The following is a 23,405-nucleotide window of genomic DNA, read 5'->3' on the forward strand; positions in this document are numbered from 1 at the left end:
GAGTGCTAGAAACATTATTGTTTCTAGCACTTTTCTCACAGAGGAAAGTTTCAGAAGATGGTCGAATAATACTAATAAATAAAACTTTATAGAAGTTATTAGATTTATATAAAAGAACAGTTTTTCTCTGTTCACAACAAACACCAGAAATGGTGTTTGTTTTTTTATAGTGGCCTCTTATAATTGTCTAGCGATCGTTCTCATGGGCGCTTGCTCTATTTTTTAATTCCCGAACGTTTTCAAAAAAAATTCAGAAAATTCTTGACTTCTATGAAAATCGGAGTATGATTAGTTGTGAACTGTTGAACAATTATTTTCAAGAAAATCCCTGATGTCGACTAAGGGATCTGTGAAAGGAGAAGCGGTTCAAATCAAAAATCTATAGAGCGTTGCGTCCGAAAGTCTAAACAGACACGGCTCTTTAAAAACAAAAGGAGAAAATTATGAAAACAGAACCGATTCATCGTACCAGTATGTGGAAATTTAAGTTAAGTGCTGCCACCATGACTTTGATTCCCGCTGCCGTGGGGATTAACTATGTTGCCAAAGCCTTGGCGGAGGGGTTAAAGTTGCCCGTTTGGCTGGGGTCTTTGGGAACCTTTCTTGCCAGCATGTTGGCTGGGCCGGTTGCCGGTGCCATCAGTGGTTTCATCAACAACGTGATCTATGGGCTGACCTTATCGCCAATTTCAACCGTATATGCGATTACCAGCATCGGAATTGGGATTGCTGTCGGAGTTTTGCACGCCAATGGGTGGTTCTCGTCAGCGCGACGAGTATTTGTTTCTGCTATTATTATTGCCATCGTTTCAGCTGTCATTTCAACGCCACTCAACGTCATCTTTTGGGGTGGTCAGACCGGTATCGCTTGGGGTGACTCATTGTTTGCGGTAATGGTCGCCAATCATGCACCAGTGTGGCTGGCCTCATTTATCGATGAGTTTGTCTTGGATATTTTGGATAAAGTCTGCGTGGCCTACCTGGCATTCTTCATCTATCGTCAGCTGCCGAAGCGGATGGTGCACTTCTTTAGCGGTGATAAATGATGACTGATCAAACATTGATTTCTGGAGCGCCACGGGTCAAGCTCAAGTGGTACCAGGTGATCGATCCGATTACTAAGCTCTTGTTCATCTTGGACATGACGTTGTTGAGCTTTGCCAGTATGAATTTATTGTTTCAGGCCGGATTAATTCTTGTCGCAACACTGCTATTGTTATTTTCCAAATTGAGTTCTACCATCTTTAAGGCGCTGGGATTCAGCCTGTTTCTGATTTGCACCATGCTGATCATCCAAGGGTTATTTTACAGTCGGAATCAAACTGTGCTGTTTTCTGTGCTTGGGGTGTCGTTCTACAAAGAAGGCCTGATTTACGCCACCACACTGGGTTGTCGAGTATTGGTGATTATTTTGACCAGTGGCTTTTTTATGCTGACCACGAGTATTTCAGAAAACGCGGCCTATTTGGAACTGTCCGGATTGTCTTATAAAACCGTCTACGTTCTGATGTCGGTGTGTTATATTTTGCCGGAAATGATGCGCAATATGCGGAAAATCCAGCAGGCACAAAAAGTTCGCGGAACCAATCCGCAAAAAACGTTGATTCAGAAATTAAAGTCAGTCCTGCCGGTTCTAATTCCATTGGTGATTAAGACCTTGGATCAATCGATGGCGCGGTCGATTTCTCTCCAACTGAGAGGTTTTGATAATCCCAACCGGACTGTCAGAACCTCCCAGCGCGTGTATCGCTTGTCGCGGACGCTGCACATTGGTCTGACTGGATTGGCAATTTTATTGATTGGGTGGAAGATATGGACGAAGATAAACGGATTGTAATTGAAAATTTGACCACCCGTTATCCGGGTACTGAGCAACCACAACTGCGTCAGATTAACGCGGAGGTTCATACCGGCCAGGTGGTTGGGATTATCGGGAATAGCCACTCCGGCAAATCGACTTTGTGCCATGTGCTGGCAGGGGTCATTCCCAAAATGGTGTCTGCTGAGATTGAGGGCGACTGGCACATGTTTGGCCAGCGAGTGTCCGACAATTGGCCCGTTTATAATGCCATGAATGGAGTTGTACTGCAAAATCCAGCTGGCCAACTAAGCGGGTTGGCAGACACGGTTGCCGATGAAATTGCCTTTGACTTGATTAATCAGGGAATGGCTGAAGGACTGATTCAAAAACGGGTTGAAGAAGTTGCCACGCAAATGGGGCTGATTGAACAGCTGAATTTGCGTCCCGAGAGCCTTTCCGGTGGTCAGAGCCAGCGGTTGGCAATTGCCACGGCGATTGTGGCTAACCCGGCTGTTTTGATTATGGATGATCCGACCAGTCAGATGGATCCCCTTGGCCGCCGACAATTTTTCCAATGGCTGGCCCAAGTCAAAGAGACGACTGTCTTCATTGTCACCAGTGAAATTGACGATTTGTGTGAAGTCGCCGACGTTGTGTGGGTGCTGCACGAGGGTCAAATGGTAGCCCAGGGCAGGCCGGGTGAGGTGTTTAATCATTTGGCAGCTGACTGGCAGATTCCAGCCCCGACAATCCAGCAACTTGCTCAAAAAATGGATTGGCACTTGGCTGATGGCCGGTATCCGGTGAATGACGCTGAACTGAAGGAGGTTTTTTATGCCCACAATTGAACTGAACCACCTGACGTTCGCTTATCCGGAACGGTCCTTTAGCTTGGATGTTGAAGACAAACACTTCGCCGATCCGATGGTGGCGATTGTCGGCCAAAATGGTGCCGGCAAATCAACGCTCTTCAAATTGTTGACGGGTTTGCTGACACCACAAACCGGTGTGATTAAGATCGATGGAGAAAATTTTAATGATCTTAAACCAGTCGAAAAGTTACTGAAGGTTGGGATTACTTTTCAGAATCCTGACGATCAGCTTTTCAACCCGACCGTTCAACGAGAGGTGGAGTGGAGTGTCGCGCAGGTCATGGATGACCACGACACGATTACGAGGCGGGCTTTAGCGGCTCTAAAAAGAGTTGGCTTGGATGATAAAACAGCTGAAAGTCCATATGACCTGTCATTGTCGGAACGCAAGCTGTTAAGCGTTGCCACAGTTTTGGCAGTGGATCCGGCGATTTATTTATTTGATGAGCCGATGATGTCGCTTGATTGGGAAAGCCGGCGCAAGTTGACCGCAATTTTCCATCAGTTGGCTGATTCGGGCCACCAAGTTGTGACCATCACCCATGACATGGATTGGGTCGCCGCCGAGTTTGAGTCGGTGTATGTTATGGAACACGGGAAGTTTGGCTTCGCCGGCAGTCCACGGGAATTGTTCAGCGATCACGGACTTGTCCAGCGAGTGGGATTACTACCACCGCGGATTATGGACATAGCGGAGTCGCTGGGTGATTCACAGACATATTTATCGGTTAATGATTATTACCAGAAAAATCGAGATGTATAGAAAAAGTCACCTCTGCGGGTTTTCCAGGTTGAAGGATTAACTTCAGCTTCTGGTAAGAACTCACATGGGTGACTTTTGTGTTTAATAACGTTTCATGATCATCGGGTGCTTCCTCAGATCACTCAGTTTGGTTTTACTTTATTTCATGGTCATAATCATATACCATTTCTTTTGGATCTTTTGTTTGACTAATACAAAATAGGTCTACATAGGTCTTCGCATTTTTAGCGCCCATTAGGATTATCAGTATAATTTTCTGAATTAGGAGACTGTCCCATCACTATTCGAACTTCGTCTCCCAACTTACGCTGTTCCCATTCATCCGCGAATCCTTTAAATCGCAATTCTGGAACTTTCTTTTTAACTGAATCATCTATTTTCGCCATAGTCTCCACCATTTTATTGGTTTTTCTTGATTTACCTTATCAACAGTCTAGTTGGTTGGTACCAATGGACCAAGGCGGCCAAGAAAGGCTACTAGTAACAATTAATAAAATACAAGAGGTGGGCATGTTGCTCCGCCTCTTTTTGTGATATACTAGAGTAGTTTTTGAGACCTTGTGGAAAAACGTTCATTTCAAAGAAGTAAAAGGAGAAAACATGGAGATCTTTTTGAGGAGTATATCAGGGATCCTGGTCATTCTAGGTATGATTTTAGTGGGCTTTGTCATAGGTGAAAAAGGCTGGTTTGATGACAAGTCACGTGGCCTACTCGCTAAATTGGTCACTCAAATCGCTCTGCCCTGCTATATGCTCTACACCATCACGCAGCGCTTCACAGCAGCGGATCTACTTATAATGTTGCCAGCCTTGCGGTTTCCTGCCCTGTCTATGGTTATTTTACTTGGTATCGCGACAGCAGTAGCAAGGATCTTTGCAGTGAGGCAGGACCGCCGTGGCCTCTTTATTTCCATGTTTTTTAATTCCAATACGATTTTTGTGGGGCTCCCCATCAACCAGGCCCTTTTCGGGGATGCCAGCATTCCCTATGTTTTGATCTATTACATGTGTAATACGACCTTTTTTTGGACCTTGGGGACCTACCTGATCCAGCGAGATGGCGAAGGAGAAGCGCAGTTTGATATCAGAACCAGTCTGAAAAAAGTCTTTTCTCCTCCCCTGATGGGCTTTCTCTTGGGACTAATCTTGGTGATGCTACAGATCAAGTTGCCAGCTTTTCTAGCCAGTGATTTACAGTACCTGGGCAATTTAACAACCCCCTTGTCCATGATATTCATCGGTTTATCAGTGTCCAATGCAGGACTAAAGCAGTTGACTCTGAAAAAAGACCAATTCTTAATCTTGTTAGGACGCTTCGTGGTTGCCCCACTTTTGATGGCGATCATTGTTTACTGGGCACCTCTTCCAAGCTTGATGAAGCAAGTCTTTATCATTCAGTCCGCCATGCCTGTGATGACCAATGCGCCGGTTGTTGCCAGACTCTACGGAGCTGATAGTGATTATGCAGCCGTCATGGTGACAGAGACGACCCTTGCAACCATGGTGGTGATCCCTATTCTTATGCTGTTGATGGCTTAATAAATAGAAAATACAAAAGCTCAAGTTTTTTGAAAACTTGAGCTTTTCTTATAACAAGGCTAACAAGATGGTAAGGACTAGAGCGATGCCCATCCGAATCAGGTGGTGAGCTGGATGGAAGTTTCCTTTGTGTTTCCCATTCCAATAGGCCCCGTAGCAAATCAAACCACAGCCGATCAACCAAAGGACTAGAGAGACAATCGGTAAAAAGAAGTAGAGGGTGAGAGATAAGGTCGCAAGACTACTTCCGATGAGGAGAAATGTATTTCCTAGAGTGTGATTTCCTTTTTTAACTTCAGAAAGAGAAGTCAATAAGTGAAGAAGAGCAAAAGCAAGGGCAAAGAAGGCTGTCAAAAAGCCGAGAAGAATGGGGAAGAACATACGGTTTCCTTTCTAAGATATGATTGCCTGAGTACTATTTTTTATGACTGATTTTATGAAGAATCATAAATGATACTACAAGATTTAAAATAATAACCAATAAGGTAAAAAGAGAGTAACCATAAAGTGTAATTGGAATTTCATTTTTGAGGGAAATGATAGAAAAGTAACTTGTTAAAATGCCCGTTAACAACCCAGGCACATATTTTCGTATAACGATTGTTTGAATCAGATGTCCGAATACATGGTAGATATAAGCGATTATGATGCTTGCGTAAATGCTATAGTTATTAAACTGGTAACTAAGATATAGAGACGTCATTAGGATGAGAAATTGCTCCAAGACAATAAAGTTGAAAGCAAAAGGAGTGTAATAAGTTAGGATTCGATTGTTTGGATACTGGATTGATATTTTTTTGACAAAGGATGGCATCCAAACGATTTCTTCCAGTTCGTGAAGCATGAAGAGTGATGGAAATAGAAAGTAAAATTGCACGCTGGTCATTGAAAATACTCCCTTCTAGTTCGAGCCCACTTTTAAAATCTCCAAATAAAATTGGATCACTTCTTGTTCGGTGTAGGACTTGCCTTTTTTCAACCACCAGCTGAGGGTTTCGATGAAATGGCTGACGACCAAGTGTTTGAGGTAAGAGTGAGGGAGAGTTGGATGGGCCTTGATGAGTTCGTCGGCTACCATTGGGTAGACATCGTGTTCTAGTTCTTTTCGCAGTTGCCGGATAAAATAATCGTTTTTAGAGAGCAAGAGACTGGTCACATGGTCTTGATTTTTCTTGAAATGCTGAAAGATATGAGCCAGATAGTCTTGTGGTGAGAGGTGTTCAGCACGCTCAAAGAGATGGTGAAAGAGCTTTTGACAGAGTTCATCTAGCAATAATTCCTTACTTTCGTAATGGCTGTAAAAGGTTGATCGCCCCACATCGGCTAAGTCAATGATTTCCTGAACCGTGATGGCCTCGTAGTCTTTTTGGTTGAGTAATTGTAAAAAAGCTTGATAGATAGCTTTTCGAGTTTTGGTGATGCGACGATCCTGTGCTGTCATATGGACACTTAGAACAAACTGTTCAGTAACGGACACCCTAAACAGTTTGCTCCTATCCTTTCTGTTATGAATGTTAGATAATGATAATGAACATGATGTTCATGAATCTATTATAACAAAGGATTAAGGATTATGAAGACAAAACATGCGGTCTGGATCGCTTTTTTCTTGAATTTGAGTTATGCCATTGTTGAGTTTATTGCAGGAGGGATTTTTGGATCCAGCGCTGTCCTTGCGGATTCGGTCCATGACTTGGGAGATGCGATCGCTATTGGGATCTCCGCCTTTTTGGAAAGTATCTCCAATCGCGAAGAAGACAGCCGCTATACCTTGGGCTACAAACGCTTTAGCCTTTTAGGGGCCATGGTAACGGCAGTGATTCTCATGACAGGGTCCGTTCTGGTTATTTTGGAAAATATAACGAAAATCTTTCATCCACAACCTGTCAACGATGAGGGCATCCTTTGGCTAGGAATCATAGCCGTCAGCATCAATGTGCTAGCGAGTCTCGTCATTCGCAAAGGACAAACCAAGAACGAATCCATTCTCAGCCTGCATTTTCTGGAAGATACCTTGGGTTGGGTGGCTGTTATCCTAATGGCCATTGTTCTACGATTTACCGACTGGTATATTCTGGATCCGCTCTTATCTCTTGCCATTTCCATCTTTATTCTGTCAAAAGCAATTCCACGTTTTTGGAGCACGCTCAAGATTTTTCTCGATGCTGTGCCAGAAGGAGTAGATATCCAGCAAGTCAAGAGTGATTTGGAACAGTTGGACCATGTGGCTAGTATCAATCAGCTTAATCTCTGGACCATGGATGGGCTGGAAAAGAACGCCATTGTCCATGTTTGTCTAGAGCATGTCAACCACATGGAGGTTTGTAAAGAAGCGATTCGTACCTTGCTCAAAGATTGTGGCTTTCAAAACGTCACCATTGAGGTAGATGAAGACTTGGCAACCCACCGAGCTCACAAGAGAAATATCGAAGACCTGGAAACTGATCAAGGTCATGGGCATGATCATCGCCATTAATGAAGAGTTGGTATGAGCAGAAGCCTAAGAAAAAGTGTATACTATAGGTAAGTAAGCAATAGAAAGTAGGTTGTTCCTATGAAGAAAACAGTCTATACAAAAGCTGGGCAAGTGGGTCTAGTAGAAGTTGAACGTCCGCAAATCGAAGCGCCGGATGATGTTATTCTCCGCATCGTCCGCACATGTGTCTGTGGATCCGATCTCTGGAGCTACCGTAATCCAGATATTGAAGCAGGGCATCAAAATAGTGGCCACGAAGCCATTGGGATTGTCGAAGAAATCGGAGAAGCTATTACAACGGTCAAACCAGGAGACTTTGTCATCGCACCTTTCACCCATGGTTGTGGGGAGTGTGATGCCTGTCGTGCTGGCTACGATGGGACGTGTGACCGTCATATCGGCACCAACTGGTCTGATGGGGTGCAAGCGGAGTACATGCGCTTCGAATACGCCAACTGGGCCCTTGTCAAAATTCCAGGGCAACCATCAGATTATACAGAAGCCATGCTCAAATCTTTCTTGACGCTGGCAGATGTCATGCCGACGGGCTACCATGCGGCGCGTGTAGCAGACGTGAAGCCTGGTGACAAAGTAGTGGTCGTCGGGGACGGTGCCGTTGGTCAATGTGCAGTGATCGCAGCTAAGATGCGGGGAGCGTCACAAATTGTCCTCATGAGTCGCCACGAAGACCGCCAACAGATGGCTTTGGAATTTGGTGCGACAGCAGTCGTAGCGGAGCGTGGTGAAGAAGGCATTGCCAAGGTCCGTGAAATCCTTGGTGGCGGAGCAGATGCGGCCCTTGAATGTGTCGGTACCGCAGCAGCTGTTGATCAAGCCCTTGGGGTGCTTCATAATGGTGGGCGTTTAGGTTTTGTCGGTGTCCCTCATTACAATAATCGTGCCCTTGGTTCGACCTTTGCCCAAAACATTTCGGTGGCAGGTGGGGCAGCCTCTGTTACTACCTATGACAAGCAGTTCTTGCTCAAGGCTGTACTTGATGGCGACATCAACCCAGGTCGCGTCTTTACTCATAGCTATAGCTTGGATGAGATTGATCAAGCCTATAAAGATATGGATGAACGTAAGACGATTAAGGCTATGATTGTACTGGACTAACGAAAAAATTCTAGTAGAAAATATCTACTAGAATTTTTTAATACAATTCCCAATCCGGACTTGAAAATTTCTTGGTTCGGGTCATATAAAAATGGATAAAGTGAACTTCCATTGCTAAAGTCATCACGGTTGCGATGGTAATGACAATGGTTGGATTGGCTGAGAAAAGAAGGGAGAGAACCAGTCCGATAAGGAACATCCCTGCTTGCAAACCATAATAGAGCTTGTCATACTTGAGGTGACTCTTGTTAAAATAGCCATTTGCAAGGATAGCAGCTTGAAAGAGGCCGATACCCGTATAGAAGAAGCCAGTCGCAAAATGGTGATGGACTTCTGGATTGACCAAGAAACTCATAGACACAGTCACCATAATCAAGCCGATGAAAATTGGATAGTGACTATAAATTAGGAAGATTCCCTTATTCTTTCCTTCTTCATCAATGGCATGGTCAAACTTACCAAAGTAATTCATAAAGAGGTTGACCATGATGATAAAGTAAAGGATAGAGTGGATAGAGAAATTTTCAAGTGTAAAAAAATCTGCAAGGCCCATAATCATCTCACCAAAAGTGATGATAACTAAAAGCGAGATGCGTTCAATCAGGTGGGGGAGATTAATCTGAAAAAGACTTGTATGTCGAGTTAAGATAATAGGCATGACGAAGGTCAAGAGAATCCCTAGCATATAGACATAGATACCAAAATCTATCGGAAGAAGTGCAGCTATGTAGATAGCCAAGGTCCTGAGCCCTGTCATCCAAAGAAAGCCCTTGATACTTTTTCGATTGGCTGGAGTAGTAGACTTACGCAAATACTCTACTAAGTATTGGAGAAATAGGGTTAAGGTCAGGGTTCCCACTGTCCAGCAGAAGGTATGAAAGTAGCTCTGCCAGTCATTGGTAATCATGTTTGAGATTAAGAGCAACATTGCCATATTGATGAACATGACGGTCATATTGAAAAGGGAATTCTTTCCATAGCGGTTGGTATAGACGGTCTGAATCATCCAAGAATTGACCAAAACCAGAAGTGTCATCAGGAAACCAAAGATGGCATCTAATGATAAGACTCCATGGTGAAGATGATGGATAAGGGCAGTGGTTTTGGAAATAGCGTAAACAAAGACCAGATCATAAAAGAGTTCACTATACTCAACCCGTTTGTGTTTGATAAGATTTGACATGGGTTATCCTTTCTGCGATGTTTGAACAATTTATTATATCAGAAAAATGACAGTATATGATGGAAGGAAGGGGAGTAGACCAATCAATTTCATTGTGACGCAAATTGTCATTACATGACAACAGTTGATGTAGCCTATTTACTAGGATACTCCGAAGTGTCTTCCTTCTCACGAGCCTTTAAAAAATGGACCGGACAGACTATTTCAGAGTATCGCAAGTAGATGCAGACAGAAGCTTAACAGCAGAAATTTCCATTATCAACACCAGATGTATTCATCTGGTGTTTTTATCTTTCTGAAAAAAATGAAATTTTCTACTTGACAAGTGAGCGTTCACTCACTATAATAGTCTCATGATTAAAAAGTGAGTAAACACTCACCTGAGAGGATGCATATGAAAACATTGCTACATTTACAAGATTTACAAAAATCTTTTGGTCAACAATTGGTGTTAAACCACGTTGGTTTTGAATTACAGTCTGGGGAAATCATTGGTCTAATCGGTCCTTCTGGTGCTGGTAAATCAACCATGATAAAAACCATGTTAGGAATGGAAAAGGCAGATAGCGGTATCGCTTTAGTCTTAGACCACACCATGCCCAATCGTCATATTCTGGGAGATATTGGCTATATGGCCCAGTCTGATGCTTTATATGAGGCTTTGTCAGGACAAGAAAATTTGGAATTTTTCGGTCAGCTAAAAGGCCTTTCCAAAAAAGACTTAAAGGATGAAATTGCCCATGTGGCTCAGGTGGTAGATTTAACAGAGCACTTAAATAAGGCTGTGTCTGGTTATTCCGGAGGCATGAAACGACGCTTGTCGCTGGCGATTGCGCTTTTAGGAAATCCTCAACTCCTGATTTTGGACGAACCGACAGTTGGAATCGACCCTTCTCTTCGAAAGAAAATCTGGAAGGAATTAATTACTCTTAGAGACAAGGGTGTAGGAATTTTGGTTACCACCCATGTCATGGATGAGGCAGAGCTGACAGATAAGGTTGGCCTCTTGTTAGGTGGAAACATCATTGCCTTTGATACACCAAAAAATCTCAAGGAAAGTTATGGTGTTTCAAGTATTGAAGAAGTCTTTTTGAAAGCGGAAGGAGAATAAGATGAGAACCCTTGCCATTGCAAAAAAAGTTATCAAAGAATTGCTTCGTGACAAACGAACCCTTGCCATGATGTTTGTGGCTCCAGTCTTTATCATGTGGTTGATGAACCTCATGTTTTCGGCTAGTACAACCGTGAACATCAAGCTAGCAACGCAGGATCTACCAACTAGTTTGGTAAAGAAAATGGATGATCTGGACCATGTCAATGTGAAAACATACAAAGACATGGAGCAAGCCAAAGAAGACTTGGCTGATGAGAAAGTCGACGCCGTCATTTCTTATAAAGACGGGGAGTATCAGGTAGATTATGCCAATACAGATGCTTCGAAAACTGCTATGACCCGTCAAGTATTGCGGACCAGTATCGCCAGTGAAGGCACCAATCAACTATTAACTCGTGTTAAACAGGCCCTTCCTCAATTGAAACTCGATGCAAAATCACCAGAAATTAAGGAATCTTATGAGTATGGGAATGAAGATACAGGTTTCTTTGCCAAAATGATTCCAGTCTTGATTGGATTTGTCGTCTTCTTCTTTGTCTTCTTGATTTCAGGGATGGCGCTGTTGAAAGAACGCACCAGCGGGACCCTAGATCGCTTATTAGCCACTCCGGTCAAACGTTCTGAAATCGTCTATGGTTACATGATGTCTTATGGAATCATAGCTATTCTTCAAACGGCAGTTGTTGTTTTAGCAGCTATTTGGTTGTTGAATATTGAAGTTGTCGGAAGTTTATTAAATGTTATAATAGTTAATGTGGTATTGGCTCTTGTAGCACTCGCCTTCGGAATTCTCTTGTCCACCTTGGCCAAATCAGAATTTCAAATGATGCAATTTATTCCTCTTGTGATTATGCCGCAGCTCTTTTTCTCAGGAATCATTCCTCTTGGTTCAATGGGAGAGTGGGCAAAAACAATTGGGAAATTCTTGCCTTTGACCTACTCAGGTGATGCCATGAGTCAGATTATTCTTTACGGACGTAACCTTGGGGATATTTTGCCAAATATCGGTGTTTTACTGCTTTTCCTTGTCGCTTTGACAATGCTGAATATTGTCGGATTGCGTCGGTATCGTAAGGTATAAAAATAAAAAGGATGTGAGGATGGACATGAACGAGAGTATTTTTGAGCCGTTTGAAGCTTATCTAGAGGGAGCAGACTATCCCAAAGGAAAGAAGAAAATTATGCAGGCAGCCGTCGATTTGATCTCGACCAAGGGTTATAATGGGACTTCAACTCTTCAAATTGCGGAGCATGCCGGGCTTAGCCAAGCCACACTCTTCAAGTATTTCCAGACCAAAGATGAGTTGCTGACGGCTATTTTACATCCGATCCTTCCTAGTCTTCTGGGAAATTTTCTGGATCAACTCTTAAATTTTCAAACAACAGAGGAAAAAATTCACTATTTCGTTTATGACCGAATGAACTACCTCAAAACCAATCAAGCTCTCTTAAAAATCGTGTTACAGGAGATGTTTTCGAATGAAAAGATCAAGCAGGAGCAAGAACATATTTGGAGTTTCATTCAGGGTAGAATTGGTGACCTCCTTCAAGAACTGAAAGCGGACCCTCGCATCAATCCTGATCTGACTATTTCCCAATTCCTGCGTATTCTGATTGGCCCGCTGCTTGCCTATTTTGGTCAGCTCTATATTCTTAGAACTAATGGGCAAGTGACCGATGAAGATCTTTCCTTGGTCGAAAAGCAAATCTTAGGTGGCTTGTGGAAATAGGGGGATCTGATAGAAACAAACCAAAAAACCATATTCCATTTCAATGGGAATATGGTTTTTTACAACTTTTATTTCAAATTCGACATCACTTGTTTCTTGGTGAAGGTGCGCTCTTGTTTATTAGCTAAGGCCTTAATGCGCGCATCAAGGAGAATAGCGCGACCTTCGGCACTTCGGGTATAGACGAGGTCATACTTACCTAGGCTCTTTCGGATTTGCTCCACAAAGGCTTGGGCATCCTCTTTCCGTTTGTCAAAGAGGCTTGGTACAGCGAAATATTCTGTTTGATCGGATACCTTTTCCTGTGCTTTCAGGATATAGCGCTGATTTTCAATCGGTGCGAAGAATTCGATCATGGTTTGCGAGAAGAGTTCCTTCTCCCGCATGGTTCCGCCCTTCAAATAGATCAGCGTGTTGATGGCATCCTTTCTGTCTCGTACGACTTGGATGCGGGTTTCTTGGGTCTGGATCTGGCCAGAAAGGAGTAGGGCTTGGTGAATAGCCTGGCCGAAGACTTCTAACCGTTTATAAGGGCTCTTATAGAGATAGTAGCGCAGCCAAGCAAGGAGAGCGAGAACAGCTAAAACGAATAGAAGAATTAGAGACGCTTTATTCCCTCCGCCTCTATGTGAATAGTAAAAAAGGTTGGCGACAGAATCGGTCAAAGCTGCGGCCGTCAGCCAACGAGCTAGCTTTCTGGCGTCAAAAAATAGGGCCAGGGGCAGGAAGTGTTTATCCACTTGTACCTCGTTAGCAATCTCCATATTCTCCAGAATCGGCAGGGCTTTTTGCCAGCCGTCTCGGAGTTCTTGACGATGGGTGGAGCGCTCTAAGGTTTCTTCATTGAGTTTTTGCAACTGTTTTTTGGTATAGCGGATATTGTCAAAGGCTAGACGTTCAATGCCAGATTCGATGAAGGGCCCCTTGTAATGGAGACCTAAAAATTGCTTCATCCGTCTTTCTAAGAGCTCCAGATCAGGACTGTATTCTTTCAACTGATCAGTGATGGCTTCGATCTCTTCCTTTTCAAGATCGGACTTTTCATACCATTTCTTTAGGGAAAGATTAATGGAGACCAGGTGCCAGATGTTACTAGTTTTGTCTGGATCCTCAGGCCACACTCGGATGGCACGGCCTCGCATTTGGTTGCTGAGCATGAAACTACCGACAAAGCTCGCTAGGATTAGGGAATTAACGCAAGGAGCATCCCAGCCTTCTCCTAGAAGGGATTTGGTTCCAATGACAACCTGGATGAGCCCTTCTTGAAAGAGCTGGGTCACAGCTGTCACCAAATCATGTTGAGAACCAACCAAGCGAACCTTGAGAAAGTCATCAGGAGATAATTGGCCGACGTTTTGGTAAGTCAGTCGATTCCCTCCAAGTAGCTCTTCTAGTCTTGGCTTAGCAACCGTCGGGATGATGACGATGCTACCTGTTAAGACAGCGATGGCAGGAGGAGTAGTTAGCTCTAAGCTTTCCCTGCGAATGGATTCAAAATAGGAGAGAACTCCCAACTGAGTGAATTGGGCGTCCTTATCTCCGAGATGAACTTCAAAGTCTTGGCGGATATAGTCTGTTAGGACCAGTTGGCGCAGTCGGCTACCAAGAGCCTGGTATTCGGCCTTGAAAATCTCTCGAACCGCATTGAGTTTTCCGAGGGATTGGTTGAGCAGAAGGTCTTGTTTTTTGTTGCGGACCAGTTTGACTTGTTTTCGATCGATCAAGCTGGCTGCTTTTAATTCATGAAGTAGTTGCTTTTCGTATTCCTCAGGTAGATTGTACCAGTGAGGCACCTGAAAGAGCAGGCCTTGCAGGAGAATTTCAAGCCAGTCCAGGGTGAAAGCAGGTAGTTTCTTAGCTCCTAAAAGATCCTGGAAACGTTTGGGGAAGTCGATTCCTTTGCTTCGAAGAAAGATCAGGGTAGCAGAGAGATACTTGGGATCATTGAGCAATTCATCATCGCTGATCTGCCCCGATAAGGCTTGGCAGTTTTGGAGGTATTGGCAAAAGAGGGGATCGGAAGTCAGTTGTTGCAAGAGAGCATTCTTTTGTTGGCTAAAAGCATCCAACTGCTCTTGCTCTTCCTTGGTTGGAAAGGCAAAGTAGACATAGTCTTGGTGAGGACAAAGGGTGTCTTCCTTGACCAATTCGGGAACCGTAATTTCCTCATCGATCTCACCACACATACGGATATAGCGATCCCAAAGGGCAGGATCCCCTTCATAGGGCGGGGTGGCGGTAAGGGAGATCATCTTTAAGTCTGGGAAGGCCTGACGAAAGGCTTCCAAACTCTTCCACCATTCATTGCGCAGGTGATGACACTCATCTAAACAAAGGGTCCCAAGTGAGATGGCTTTGAAAGTAGTAAAGATATCAAAGCCTTTGAAATCAAATGTTTCAATCTCTGCCTGGTCATCGGTATCCTCAGCTTGTGATTGACCGACGACTTGGTTCATGGCGCTGTGTAGGGCCTGATAGGTAGCCACAGTAATCAGCTTAGGATGTTTTAAGTCTTGCGAAATTAATTGCTCCGCTTGGCTTTCATCACTCAAGAATGCCTGGATAATCCGGTCCACCCATTGCTGACGAATGGTGACCGTAGGAGCTAAAATCAGGGTTGGCTGACCAAAGCGTCTGATAAATTCGATTCCCAGGGTTGTTTTTCCAGAGCCAGGAGCTGCTACCAAATGCAGGTGGCCATCCGCCATAAAAGCGTGACTCTTATCGAGAACGCGTTTTTGATAGTGTCTCCATTGGCCTGTAAAGGCTAGTTCTTGTAACATTGGTTTCCTCCCTTGTACTGTCCCCATTATATCATAGCGGAGGACAAGAATCTCTTGGTAGAAGTTGAAGATTTCCGCTTTCTAATGAAAATAGCAAAGGGGAAATTTTGAGTGATAAAAAGCCCAATCAACGGATTAGGCTTTTCATGTTAGTCTTTCTTTGTTTTACGAGAGAGGCCAAAGGCAGCACTCATGCTAAGAAGACCAAGGCCAAGAGTTGTCAAGGCAATTGAGGTCTTGCTTCCTGTATTTGGAAGACTTGCTTCTTTTTGAGGAAGAGCTGCAGGTGCGATATAGACTGCTGTTTTGGCAGGCTCGTTTTTAGCAGGTGTGAATACAGTCGGTTTCGCAGGGGTTACAACAGCCTGTTTTTGAGGGGTAGGGGTCGGTGTTGCAGGCGTTTGGATGCTAGGAGTTTGTGGTTTTACTTTCGCCACACGATGAGTTTTTGAGATCAACTCATACTTGTCTGTTTGGACTTTGAAGACACGACCTTTTTGGACAGTTTCAACGACTTTGTTGGCAAATTGAACGTTCAACAAGTCAGCAAAGTTTTTGTCGATATCTAAGTAGAGACCATTTGTTCCATTGACCAATGGATCAAAGTCTTTTTTCTCAGCTGTTTCACCAACCACTGTCAAAGAGATGCCAGCATCTTGAAGGGCCTTCAGTGTCGCTTCTTTGGTTGGTGTATCCTTTGTAAGATCAATGTCCTCGTCTGTAATCAAGAAAGCAAAGCGATGGTTGTTTGCCCCAGCCCCCCAGTTGTAGTCCCCTGAAGTAGCAATATGATGCAATGGAACAGTAGCATTTTCATAGTAGCCTTTAGTTTTGATGGTTTTCAAAGCAGAAATGAAACTTTCTGGATCACTTGTGAACTTAGATCCATTGAAATCATGGTATTTAACTTCACTAGCTCTTTCGTATTCAACCAATCCTAAACGAGCTTGAATATTTTTTGCCGATAGATTGCGAACGAAGGTCTCGACATTCTTCATCGTATCCCTGATGTGAGAATCCATTGAAGTTGATTTGTCGATGACAAAGACGATGTCTGATGTTGCTTGAACTTCTTTTTTATTGACCACATCTGCTTCTTTTGTCACTTCGACTACAGTTGTTTTGTTGACGGTTTCTGTTGTGGTCTCAGTGTAGTCAGCTGTTTCTTTGGTTGATGTAGCTGTCTTGGTAGAAGAGACTGGTTTTGAAGTGCCAACAGGTGTGTTTGGATCTGCTAAGCTAGTCGTTTTGATGGTTGCTGTTGAAGTAGTGGTGGTGTCTGCACCGTCTGTTTTAGCAGATGGGCCAGTTTTTTTGACGTCCACAGCGATGATATCCCCAGTTTTTGCTTTATCAGCAGGAACAACTGGTGTATTGGCTTTGGCGTTGATTTCTTCTGTTGCAGCCGTGATAGGTGATTTTGTGGCTGTAGTAGCTGCAGGAGCAGCTTGGGTTGTGCTAGGTGCAACGTCATCAGCTGAAGCAATAGTCGTTCCTGTGAAGACAGTTCCTAAAACAACGGATGCTAAAGTTAAAGTTTGTTTACGTGAAATAGTATATTTTTTCAAAATACGTCCCCTTTTTAATAAACTTTTTTCTATCATACAGGTTTTTGAAAAACTTGTCAACGGTATAATAATCAAGGCTTTTGCCGACTTTTATATCTCTAGTTATTGATAAAAAGCCGAACAAGAAAAATATTCACATAATAATTTAAATATACAAAACATGCAAAAGAAAATAGGATTCCCACAAATTTGCAGGAATCCTTATTTTATCGGCATTTCTACTCTATTTTTTAGTCGTAAAAAATACTAGCTAGTCACTTTTTTTATGTTTCTGCATTAGCACTAAGAACAAAGACTACGATTAGTTTAGTAATTTTTCAAAGAATTGGATGACCTCTGGTTTGAGATTACTTTCCTTCGGTTCAACTAGTGAAACGTAAAAACTAATCCGTTCACTTTCTGCCATCGGAATCGCGATCAGTTCTTCTTCACCATCTGTTAGTGCAAGATCTGCTAGTAAACTGATCCCCACTTGTTTACGAAGGAGTTGTTTTAGAAGCTGAATATCATCCGTCTGAAAGAAGGGTGTAGCCTCATGGTGATAGCGCTCATTCAACTGTTCAAAGGCTTTTAAATGAACAAAGTGTTCATCTGGAATGATAAAATCTTCATCGATGACGTCTGAAAATTGTAATACTTTTTTTGAGGCTAGTGGATGGTTGTGATGAAGGATATAAAAGAGATCTCGTTTGGCCATTTCTCTTACCTGGAAGCGATGATCTTTAATCGGTTCTAAACTCCCTAAAAAACTAGCATCTAGTTCTCCTTTGGAAAGCATTTCTAAAAGTTCAACAGATCCTTCTTGGACAGGATGGATACTTTGAAGAGCTGCAACATTACTGATAAAGGCGGGTTGTTTTCGGACAAGATAGTCAATGATGATTGGTGGGAACCCAACCGTATTGAATTGAGAGAGACTCCGGAGGATCTCTTTTTTGGCCCCTTGAATCTCAGGTAAGACCTTTTGAATATGTCGTAGCAAGATTTCTCCTTGGGGCGTTAATTTGAAAGTACGATGAGAAGGATCGTGCGCGATTAATGGGCAGTGAAATTCCTTTTCTAGTCGTTTAATCGCATAGGAAACGGATGGTTGACTGATCCCGTGTTTTTGGGCAACCCCAGTAAAGGATTGCTGTTGACTAAGATCAAGAAAATAATAAAAGTCCTTAAGATTCATTGGGCTCCCTCTTCTAAATAGACAGACATGGATAAGCAAAAATTATCCGTGATAGCTAATTTGACTATATGATTTTTTGTTTGTTACAATCTGAAGTGAGTCAGAGGGCAATTAAAGGCTATCTAAAAGATCTTCGAAAATCGTTAGGATCTTCTCCCTTTTTCCAACTGGAAGTTGCTTAATTTTCATATTTACTCTCTTAAGTGAAAGATTGTCGTTAGGATCTGAAGATGATTCAAGTGAATTAAAATTGAAGAATTCTTCAGGCGTTAACTCAAGAGCAGAAATGACTTTTTCAAGACTGTGAATGGTCAGATTCACGTTTTGATTTTCCAATTGATTGATGTATTTTAATCCAAGATCTGCCCGTTCCGATAGCTCCTCTTGACTCATGTTTTGTTTTTTTCGCAAATATTTGACCTTTTGCGCTATATACCGTTGTAAATAATGTTTTGTTTTCATGTAACCAGAATACAAGTTTTAAATGACAAAAATAACACCTTAAACAAAACAAAGTATCTTATAACAAACATATTTTAGATTTATTATCTATGGTTTTTATAGGTATTGATCATCATAAGTAGAAAAAAGAATACCTGAAAACAGTGGATCTTTTGATGAGAATAACCTTCTAAAAGGTGGAAAGGAACAGGCTTTTTTAAGAGATGACCGTGACTATCTAGGAAGTGATGGATAAACCTATTATTTTGTTATCTTTTGAAATCGCATCATTTTTGGTTGTATCGCCTGAACTTTCATTGACTGATTCATTCACATTGTATCATATATATAACAAAGTGTCATTTAATGCAAATAAGTGGTATAATAGAATAAACTAATAAGGAGGTCACATGATGACTGCACATGATATTTTAAACAACCCTTTCCTCAATAAAGGAACTGCCTTTACCTTGGAGGAACGTCAGCAACTAGGTCTCATTGGCCTTCTACCACCTTACGTTCAAACCATTGAAGAACAAGCAGCGCAAACTTATGCGCAAATGCAAACGAAGGTTAACGATTTGGAAAAACGTTTGTTCCTAATGGAAATTTTTAATACCAACCGTACCCTTTTCTATTACCTGTTTGCTCAACATTTGGAAGAATTTAATCCCATTGTCTATGATCCAACCATTGCCGATACCATTGAGGGTTATAGCGACCTCTTTGTTGATCCACAATATGCCGCCTATCTTGATATCAATCATCCTGAAAATATCGAAGCAACTTTGAAAAATGCAGCAGGGGACCGTGAAATTCGTCTTATTGTTGTGACAGATGCAGAAGGTATTCTTGGTATTGGAGACTGGGGAACAAATGGTGTCGATATTTCTGTTGGGAAACTGATGGTCTATACTGGAGCTGCAGGAATCGATCCTTCAACGGTGCTTCCTTTGGTCATTGATGCAGGTACCAACCGTGAAGAATTGCGTAACAATCCTAATTACTTGGGAAATCGTCACGAACGTGTACGTGGTGATCGTTACTATGATTTTATCGATCAATTTGTTCAAACTGCAGAACGCCTCTTCCCTAAACTCTACCTACACTGGGAAGATTTTGGTCGCTTAAATGCTGCCAACATCCTTGAAAAATATCGAAAACAAATCCCAACCTTTAACGATGATATCCAAGGAACTGGTATTGTAACCCTAGGTGGGATCTTTGGAGCATTGGATATTACAGGTGAAAAATTAACAGATCAAGTTTATCTCTGCTATGGTGGTGGAACTGCTGGTGCAGGGATTGCCTCTCGTGTGCTTCGCGAAATGGTTAGTGAAGGTCTGCCTGAAGAAGAAGCCTATAAACGTTTCTTTATGGTGGATAAACAAGGTCTCCTCTTTGATGACATGGATGACTTGACTCCACAACAAAAACCATTTGCTAAGAAACGTTCTGATTTTGCCAATGCAGATCAGTTGACGGACCTTCTTGAAGTGGTGAAGACGGTTAAGCCAACCATTCTTGTGGGAACTTCAACTCAGCCAAATACTTTCACAAAAGAAATTGTAGAAGCTATGTGTGAAAATACAGAACGTCCTATCATTTTCCCATTATCAAACCCAACCAAACTAGCTGAGGCAAGTGCCAAAGATTTGATCGAATGGTCAGACGGAAAAGCATTTGTTGCGACAGGAATTCCAGCTGGTACAGTTTCCTATAAAGGTGTGGACTATGTGATTGGTCAAGCGAACAACGCCCTGATTTACCCAGGTCTTGGACTTGGTATGCTGGCTTCTGAAGCGAGTCTGTTGACGGATGAAATGATTGGAGCAGCCGCACATTCATTGAGTGGTATTGTCAATCCAGGCGAACCAGGAGCACCAGTCTTACCTCCATTCAAGTATGTAGCTGATGTTTCTATCAAAGTAGCAGAAGCAGTTGCTAAAAAAGCGCAAGAACAAGGTCTTGCGCGTGCTCAAGAAACAGATATGGCTAAAGCGGTTCGTGATTTGAAATGGTATCCAGAATATAAATAAGTAAATTTAATGGAGGTGTACGAGTGCGACTGGATGCTTCGTACACCTTTTCTTGTATGTCCTGTTATATAGAAAGGGAGACTATGGAAATCTTTTTAACGTCAATTCAGAGTATTGTACCCATTATCGTCATCATCATTCTTGGTTATTTCTTGCAAGTCCGTGGTTGGTTTCAAGAGAGTTTTGGAAATGACTTATCTAAACTGATTATGAACGTGGCTATGCCTGTTGCAATTTTTACCTCTGTTCTTAAATATTTAACTTTAGATAAATTGATTAGCTTGTCTGGCGGTTTGTTGTATACCTTTATCGCCTTCATTCTTGGTTACCTAGCGGCCTTTATCGCAGTGAAAGTTTTTAAAGTGCGCCCAGGTCGTCGAGGAACCATGATTAATACCTTTGTTAATGCCAATACCATATTTATTGGTTTGCCTTTAAATATCGCTTTGTTTGGAAATCAAGCCCTTCCTTACTTCTTGGTTTATTATATTACAAATACAGTATCTACTTGGACATTAGGTGTCTATCTAATGACTTCTGATAGTAAAGAAGGGGCTTCAAAACAGGCTCAAAAATTTAATTGGAAGAAGCTTTTCCCAGCTCCTTTATTAGGTTTTCTCGTAGCCCTCGTCTTTTTGGTGTTGCGTATTCCTGTTCCAAGTTTTGCGGAAAGCACCTTGACTTATATTGGTAGTTTAACAACGCCCTTATCTCTTGTCTATATCGGTATCGTCCTAGCTAAGGCAGGTTTGAACACCATTCGCTTTGATAAAGATACCATTATCACACTGGTTGGTCGTTTTATTCTTGCACCGGTCATCATGCTCTTGGTTCTGAAGTTCTTCTCTCCAAATATGGTGGCACCAGAATTTAGAACCTTTATGATTCAATCAGCAACACCAGCCTTGGCAGTTCTTCCTATCCTTGCCAATCAAGGTAAAGGCGATGTTGAGTTTTCAACGAATGTGGTCACTCTCAGCACAGTCTTATTTGTGATTGTGGTTCCAATTCTGCAGACATTGTTGGGATAGCATTTATATGAAAATGATGTAGTTTTAGTGCTATACATTCGTTAAAAAGGACGTCGGGTATTATACTCGACGTCCTTTTTAAACGGATGACTAGATCAACACATAGGTTTCAACCGCTTGCCCAGCCCCGTTTTCATTGTTGGTCTTTGTCACGACTGCTGCTCTGTTTTTCACCTCTTGAGGAGCGTTGCCCATAGCGACACCGATGCCTGCTTTTTTGAGCATAGGAAGGTCATTGAAGTTGTCCCCCAGGGTGAGGACTTCTTCTAAGCTTAAGTGGTAGTGATTGGCAAGCTCAACCAGAGCATCCTCTTTAGAGACGTGCTTAGCCGTAACTTCTAGGTAGTTGGCTTTGGAGAGATAAAAGGCGGTAGAAGGGAAGTCGTTGGTAGAAATAGTGTGATAGAGGGCTTGGATCTCTTCTGCATTTCCAATTAAGAGCAATTTGTGGAGGGGCTTTGTCGTATCCAGCAAAGGATCCAATAGGGGGAGAATATGAGGTTTTTCCCCTGTAATCCGGGCCTCCTCTTGGCTCCATTGGTCGAGATGATCGGTCATCCAGTCTTTTCCACTATAGAGGTTGATCGAAACTTGAGGGAAGTGTTGGTTGGCCCAGTCGATAAAGTTCCGGGCCTCCGTCTTGTCCAAGGGATGCTCGAAAAGAACTTGTTCTCCTTTTTGAATCAAGGCCCCGTTGTAGCAGGCCATAGGACAGTCTTCTATGTCGAGCTCTTTGGCAATGGGTGCCATCCCTTTTGGAGAGCGAGCAGAGGCCAGCACGAAAGGAATCTTTTCACGCTTTAAATCCGGGATCAATGATGCTAACTGTGGATCGATCTGATGGTGGTCATTTAAGATGGTGCCATCGATATCGCTGATGATGAGACGAATGTGAGACATAAAGATTACCTCCTAATAGAGAATAGTGGTTTCGTTGCCGACTTGTTTAAGGATTTCCGGGCTTGGTTTTTGGTCGGTAATCCAATAATCAAATTGCTTGAGACGAGCAAGATAGTAGTTGGCATTTTGGGAGAACTTGCTGCTTTCTGCCACAAGGATCTTGGTACGAGTTCGTTCAAAGACGAGAGACTTGACTGCAACGTCTTCAGCATCTTCAAAGGTGACTTCGCCATTGGCTAAGCTACTTGCTCCAAAAAAAGCGAGATCAAAGCGAAGATTGTCCAGTATTTGTGCTTGATTCGCGTCATAGTAGAAGCGGTTTTTAGGGTAGAATTTCCCTCCTAAAAGATGAAAGTCAACCTGGGAATGGCTACTGAGCTGGATGGCATTGTCAAGGGAATGCGAATAGACTGTGACTTCCTTATTAAGCAAGCCAGCAAGCAGGGTCATCGAGGTGGAAACGTCGAGAAAGATCACTTGTCCATCTTGGATCAATTGCAGGGCCTTTTGAGCCATGGTAGTCTTTTCCTTGTTAGCCTTTTGACTACGGTCTAGATAAGAAGGGCCAGGTTCTTTGTTTAAGGGAAGGAGCCCACCGTGGGTCCTGCGGACCAGCTGGCGTTGGCTAAGGAGAGCGAAGTCTCGACGGATGGTATCTTTTGAGACCTTGAAATAGTCGACCATTTCTTTAGCCGATAGCTGTTTTCGCTCTTCTAAGAGTTCTAATATTTTTTCGAGTCGTTGTTCCTGATACATGAGCTCGCTCCTTGTTTCTGTTCTTGCCTATATTCTACATCATTTATTAAGTTAATAAAAGTGTTTTTAATTGTTTTTAAGTATTTGTGATTTTTTTCTTACAAAGCCTTATTCTG

General features: G+C 42.7%; 23 protein-coding genes and 1 pseudogene. 13 read left to right on the top strand and 11 right to left on the bottom strand.

Features of this window, described 5'->3' with window-relative positions; all coding sequences use genetic code 11:
• The first annotated feature begins 443 nt into the window (after window positions 1–443).
• Genes RDV49_RS03865 through RDV49_RS03880 form a run of 4 tightly spaced genes read left to right on the top strand, consistent with a single transcriptional unit; the run spans window position 444 to window position 3,436 of the window.
• On the top strand, window positions 444–1,046 hold the full coding sequence (locus RDV49_RS03865) for a hypothetical protein (RefSeq protein ID WP_003008715.1): 603 nt from the start codon (window positions 444–446) through the stop codon (window positions 1,044–1,046).
• The gene (locus RDV49_RS03870; protein WP_196218548.1) at window positions 1,046–1,837 is read left to right on the top strand and encodes an energy-coupling factor transporter transmembrane component T; all 792 of its coding nucleotides are present in this window, start codon (window positions 1,046–1,048) and stop codon (window positions 1,835–1,837) included. The genes RDV49_RS03865 and RDV49_RS03870 overlap by 1 nt, the downstream gene beginning before the upstream one ends.
• Window positions 1,813–2,649 carry an ABC transporter ATP-binding protein gene (locus RDV49_RS03875; protein WP_003008711.1) on the top strand — a complete coding sequence of 279 codons (837 nt, stop codon included), beginning with the start codon at window positions 1,813–1,815 and terminating at the stop codon, window positions 2,647–2,649. Before RDV49_RS03870 ends, RDV49_RS03875 begins: the two co-directional genes overlap by 25 nt.
• Window positions 2,636–3,436 (top strand): energy-coupling factor ABC transporter ATP-binding protein, encoded by an 801-nt coding sequence (locus RDV49_RS03880; protein WP_003008709.1) that lies wholly within the window; start codon window positions 2,636–2,638, stop codon window positions 3,434–3,436. Before RDV49_RS03875 ends, RDV49_RS03880 begins: the two co-directional genes overlap by 14 nt.
• 224 nt (window positions 3,437–3,660) lie before the next feature.
• Here RDV49_RS03880 and RDV49_RS03885 read toward each other — a convergent pair whose 3' ends face one another.
• Window positions 3,661–3,822: a hypothetical protein gene (locus tag RDV49_RS03885; RefSeq protein WP_173018866.1), complete on the bottom strand. Its 162-nt coding sequence runs from the start codon at window positions 3,820–3,822 to the stop codon at window positions 3,661–3,663.
• Window positions 3,823–4,036: 214 nt separating this feature from the next.
• Between RDV49_RS03885 and RDV49_RS03890 the strand changes: the two genes are divergently transcribed.
• Entirely contained in the window at window positions 4,037–4,975 is a 939-nt protein-coding gene (locus RDV49_RS03890; RefSeq protein ID WP_037608089.1) for an AEC family transporter, read from the top strand.
• A gap of 48 nt (window positions 4,976–5,023) precedes the next feature.
• Here RDV49_RS03890 and RDV49_RS03895 read toward each other — a convergent pair whose 3' ends face one another.
• From RDV49_RS03895 to RDV49_RS03905, 3 genes are read right to left on the bottom strand one after another with little or no spacing between them, the layout of a single operon-like run.
• Window positions 5,024–5,356 (bottom strand): hypothetical protein, encoded by a 333-nt coding sequence (locus RDV49_RS03895; protein WP_003008703.1) that lies wholly within the window; start codon window positions 5,354–5,356, stop codon window positions 5,024–5,026.
• A gap of 34 nt (window positions 5,357–5,390) precedes the next feature.
• A complete protein-coding gene (locus RDV49_RS03900; RefSeq protein WP_003008702.1) occupies window positions 5,391–5,861 on the bottom strand; it encodes an HXXEE domain-containing protein in 471 nt (156 codons plus the stop codon).
• A gap of 15 nt (window positions 5,862–5,876) precedes the next feature.
• Entirely contained in the window at window positions 5,877–6,416 is a 540-nt protein-coding gene (locus tag RDV49_RS03905) for a TetR/AcrR family transcriptional regulator (protein WP_003008700.1), read from the bottom strand.
• Between the two features lie 132 nt (window positions 6,417–6,548).
• Between RDV49_RS03905 and RDV49_RS03910 the strand changes: the two genes are divergently transcribed.
• Together RDV49_RS03910 and RDV49_RS03915 are read left to right on the top strand one after the other, a co-directional pair.
• Window positions 6,549–7,451, top strand: coding sequence for a cation diffusion facilitator family transporter (locus RDV49_RS03910; RefSeq protein WP_003008699.1), 903 nt, complete (start codon window positions 6,549–6,551; stop codon window positions 7,449–7,451).
• A 78-nt stretch (window positions 7,452–7,529) separates the two neighbouring features.
• The gene (locus RDV49_RS03915) at window positions 7,530–8,567 is read left to right on the top strand and encodes a zinc-binding dehydrogenase (RefSeq protein WP_003008697.1); all 1,038 of its coding nucleotides are present in this window, start codon (window positions 7,530–7,532) and stop codon (window positions 8,565–8,567) included.
• 37 nt (window positions 8,568–8,604) lie between these two features.
• On the opposite strand, the gene RDV49_RS03920 is transcribed toward RDV49_RS03915, so the two are convergent.
• Window positions 8,605–9,750, bottom strand: coding sequence for a low temperature requirement protein A (locus RDV49_RS03920; protein ID WP_003008695.1), 1,146 nt, complete (start codon window positions 9,748–9,750; stop codon window positions 8,605–8,607).
• A 114-nt stretch (window positions 9,751–9,864) separates the two neighbouring features.
• Here RDV49_RS03920 and RDV49_RS03925 point away from each other — a divergent pair.
• The 4 genes and pseudogenes from RDV49_RS03925 to RDV49_RS03940 form a co-directional block, all read left to right on the top strand.
• Window positions 9,865–9,972 (top strand): annotated as a pseudogene (locus tag RDV49_RS03925) (helix-turn-helix domain-containing protein); the annotation flags it as partial.
• A 172-nt stretch (window positions 9,973–10,144) separates the two neighbouring features.
• Window positions 10,145–10,861, top strand: a complete 717-nt coding sequence (locus RDV49_RS03930; RefSeq protein ID WP_037608085.1) for an ABC transporter ATP-binding protein — start codon at window positions 10,145–10,147, stop codon at window positions 10,859–10,861.
• Between the two features lies 1 nt (window position 10,862).
• On the top strand, window positions 10,863–11,945 hold the full coding sequence (locus tag RDV49_RS03935; RefSeq protein WP_003008691.1) for an ABC transporter permease: 1,083 nt from the start codon (window positions 10,863–10,865) through the stop codon (window positions 11,943–11,945).
• 25 nt (window positions 11,946–11,970) lie between these two features.
• Window positions 11,971–12,594 carry a TetR/AcrR family transcriptional regulator gene (locus RDV49_RS03940; protein ID WP_037608413.1) on the top strand — a complete coding sequence of 208 codons (624 nt, stop codon included), beginning with the start codon at window positions 11,971–11,973 and terminating at the stop codon, window positions 12,592–12,594.
• A 68-nt stretch (window positions 12,595–12,662) separates the two neighbouring features.
• Here RDV49_RS03940 and RDV49_RS03945 read toward each other — a convergent pair whose 3' ends face one another.
• From RDV49_RS03945 to RDV49_RS03960, 4 genes are all read right to left on the bottom strand, one after another.
• On the bottom strand, window positions 12,663–15,377 hold the full coding sequence (locus tag RDV49_RS03945) for a DEAD/DEAH box helicase family protein (RefSeq protein ID WP_037608083.1): 2,715 nt from the start codon (window positions 15,375–15,377) through the stop codon (window positions 12,663–12,665).
• A gap of 149 nt (window positions 15,378–15,526) precedes the next feature.
• The gene (locus RDV49_RS03950; RefSeq protein ID WP_037608081.1) at window positions 15,527–16,945 is read right to left on the bottom strand and encodes a VWA domain-containing protein; all 1,419 of its coding nucleotides are present in this window, start codon (window positions 16,943–16,945) and stop codon (window positions 15,527–15,529) included.
• A 301-nt stretch (window positions 16,946–17,246) separates the two neighbouring features.
• On the bottom strand, window positions 17,247–18,122 hold the full coding sequence (locus tag RDV49_RS03955) for a LysR family transcriptional regulator (protein ID WP_003008685.1): 876 nt from the start codon (window positions 18,120–18,122) through the stop codon (window positions 17,247–17,249).
• A 111-nt stretch (window positions 18,123–18,233) separates the two neighbouring features.
• The gene (locus RDV49_RS03960; RefSeq protein ID WP_003008684.1) at window positions 18,234–18,584 is read right to left on the bottom strand and encodes a helix-turn-helix domain-containing protein; all 351 of its coding nucleotides are present in this window, start codon (window positions 18,582–18,584) and stop codon (window positions 18,234–18,236) included.
• Window positions 18,585–18,976: 392 nt separating this feature from the next.
• Between RDV49_RS03960 and RDV49_RS03965 the strand changes: the two genes are divergently transcribed.
• Entirely contained in the window at window positions 18,977–20,602 is a 1,626-nt protein-coding gene (locus tag RDV49_RS03965; RefSeq protein WP_037608411.1) for a malolactic enzyme, read from the top strand.
• Between the two features lie 83 nt (window positions 20,603–20,685).
• Window positions 20,686–21,633 carry an AEC family transporter gene (locus tag RDV49_RS03970; RefSeq protein WP_003008680.1) on the top strand — a complete coding sequence of 316 codons (948 nt, stop codon included), beginning with the start codon at window positions 20,686–20,688 and terminating at the stop codon, window positions 21,631–21,633.
• A 90-nt stretch (window positions 21,634–21,723) separates the two neighbouring features.
• On the opposite strand, the gene RDV49_RS03975 is transcribed toward RDV49_RS03970, so the two are convergent.
• A complete protein-coding gene (locus tag RDV49_RS03975) occupies window positions 21,724–22,533 on the bottom strand; it encodes a Cof-type HAD-IIB family hydrolase (RefSeq protein WP_003008677.1) in 810 nt (269 codons plus the stop codon).
• Between the two features lie 12 nt (window positions 22,534–22,545).
• Entirely contained in the window at window positions 22,546–23,289 is a 744-nt protein-coding gene (locus RDV49_RS03980; protein ID WP_003008675.1) for a DeoR/GlpR family DNA-binding transcription regulator, read from the bottom strand.
• Window positions 23,290–23,405: the final 116 nt, after the last annotated feature.

Origin of the sequence: Streptococcus parasanguinis, assembly GCF_031582885.1 — a bacterium.
Taxonomy (GTDB): Bacteria; Bacillota; Bacilli; order Lactobacillales; family Streptococcaceae; genus Streptococcus; species Streptococcus parasanguinis_M.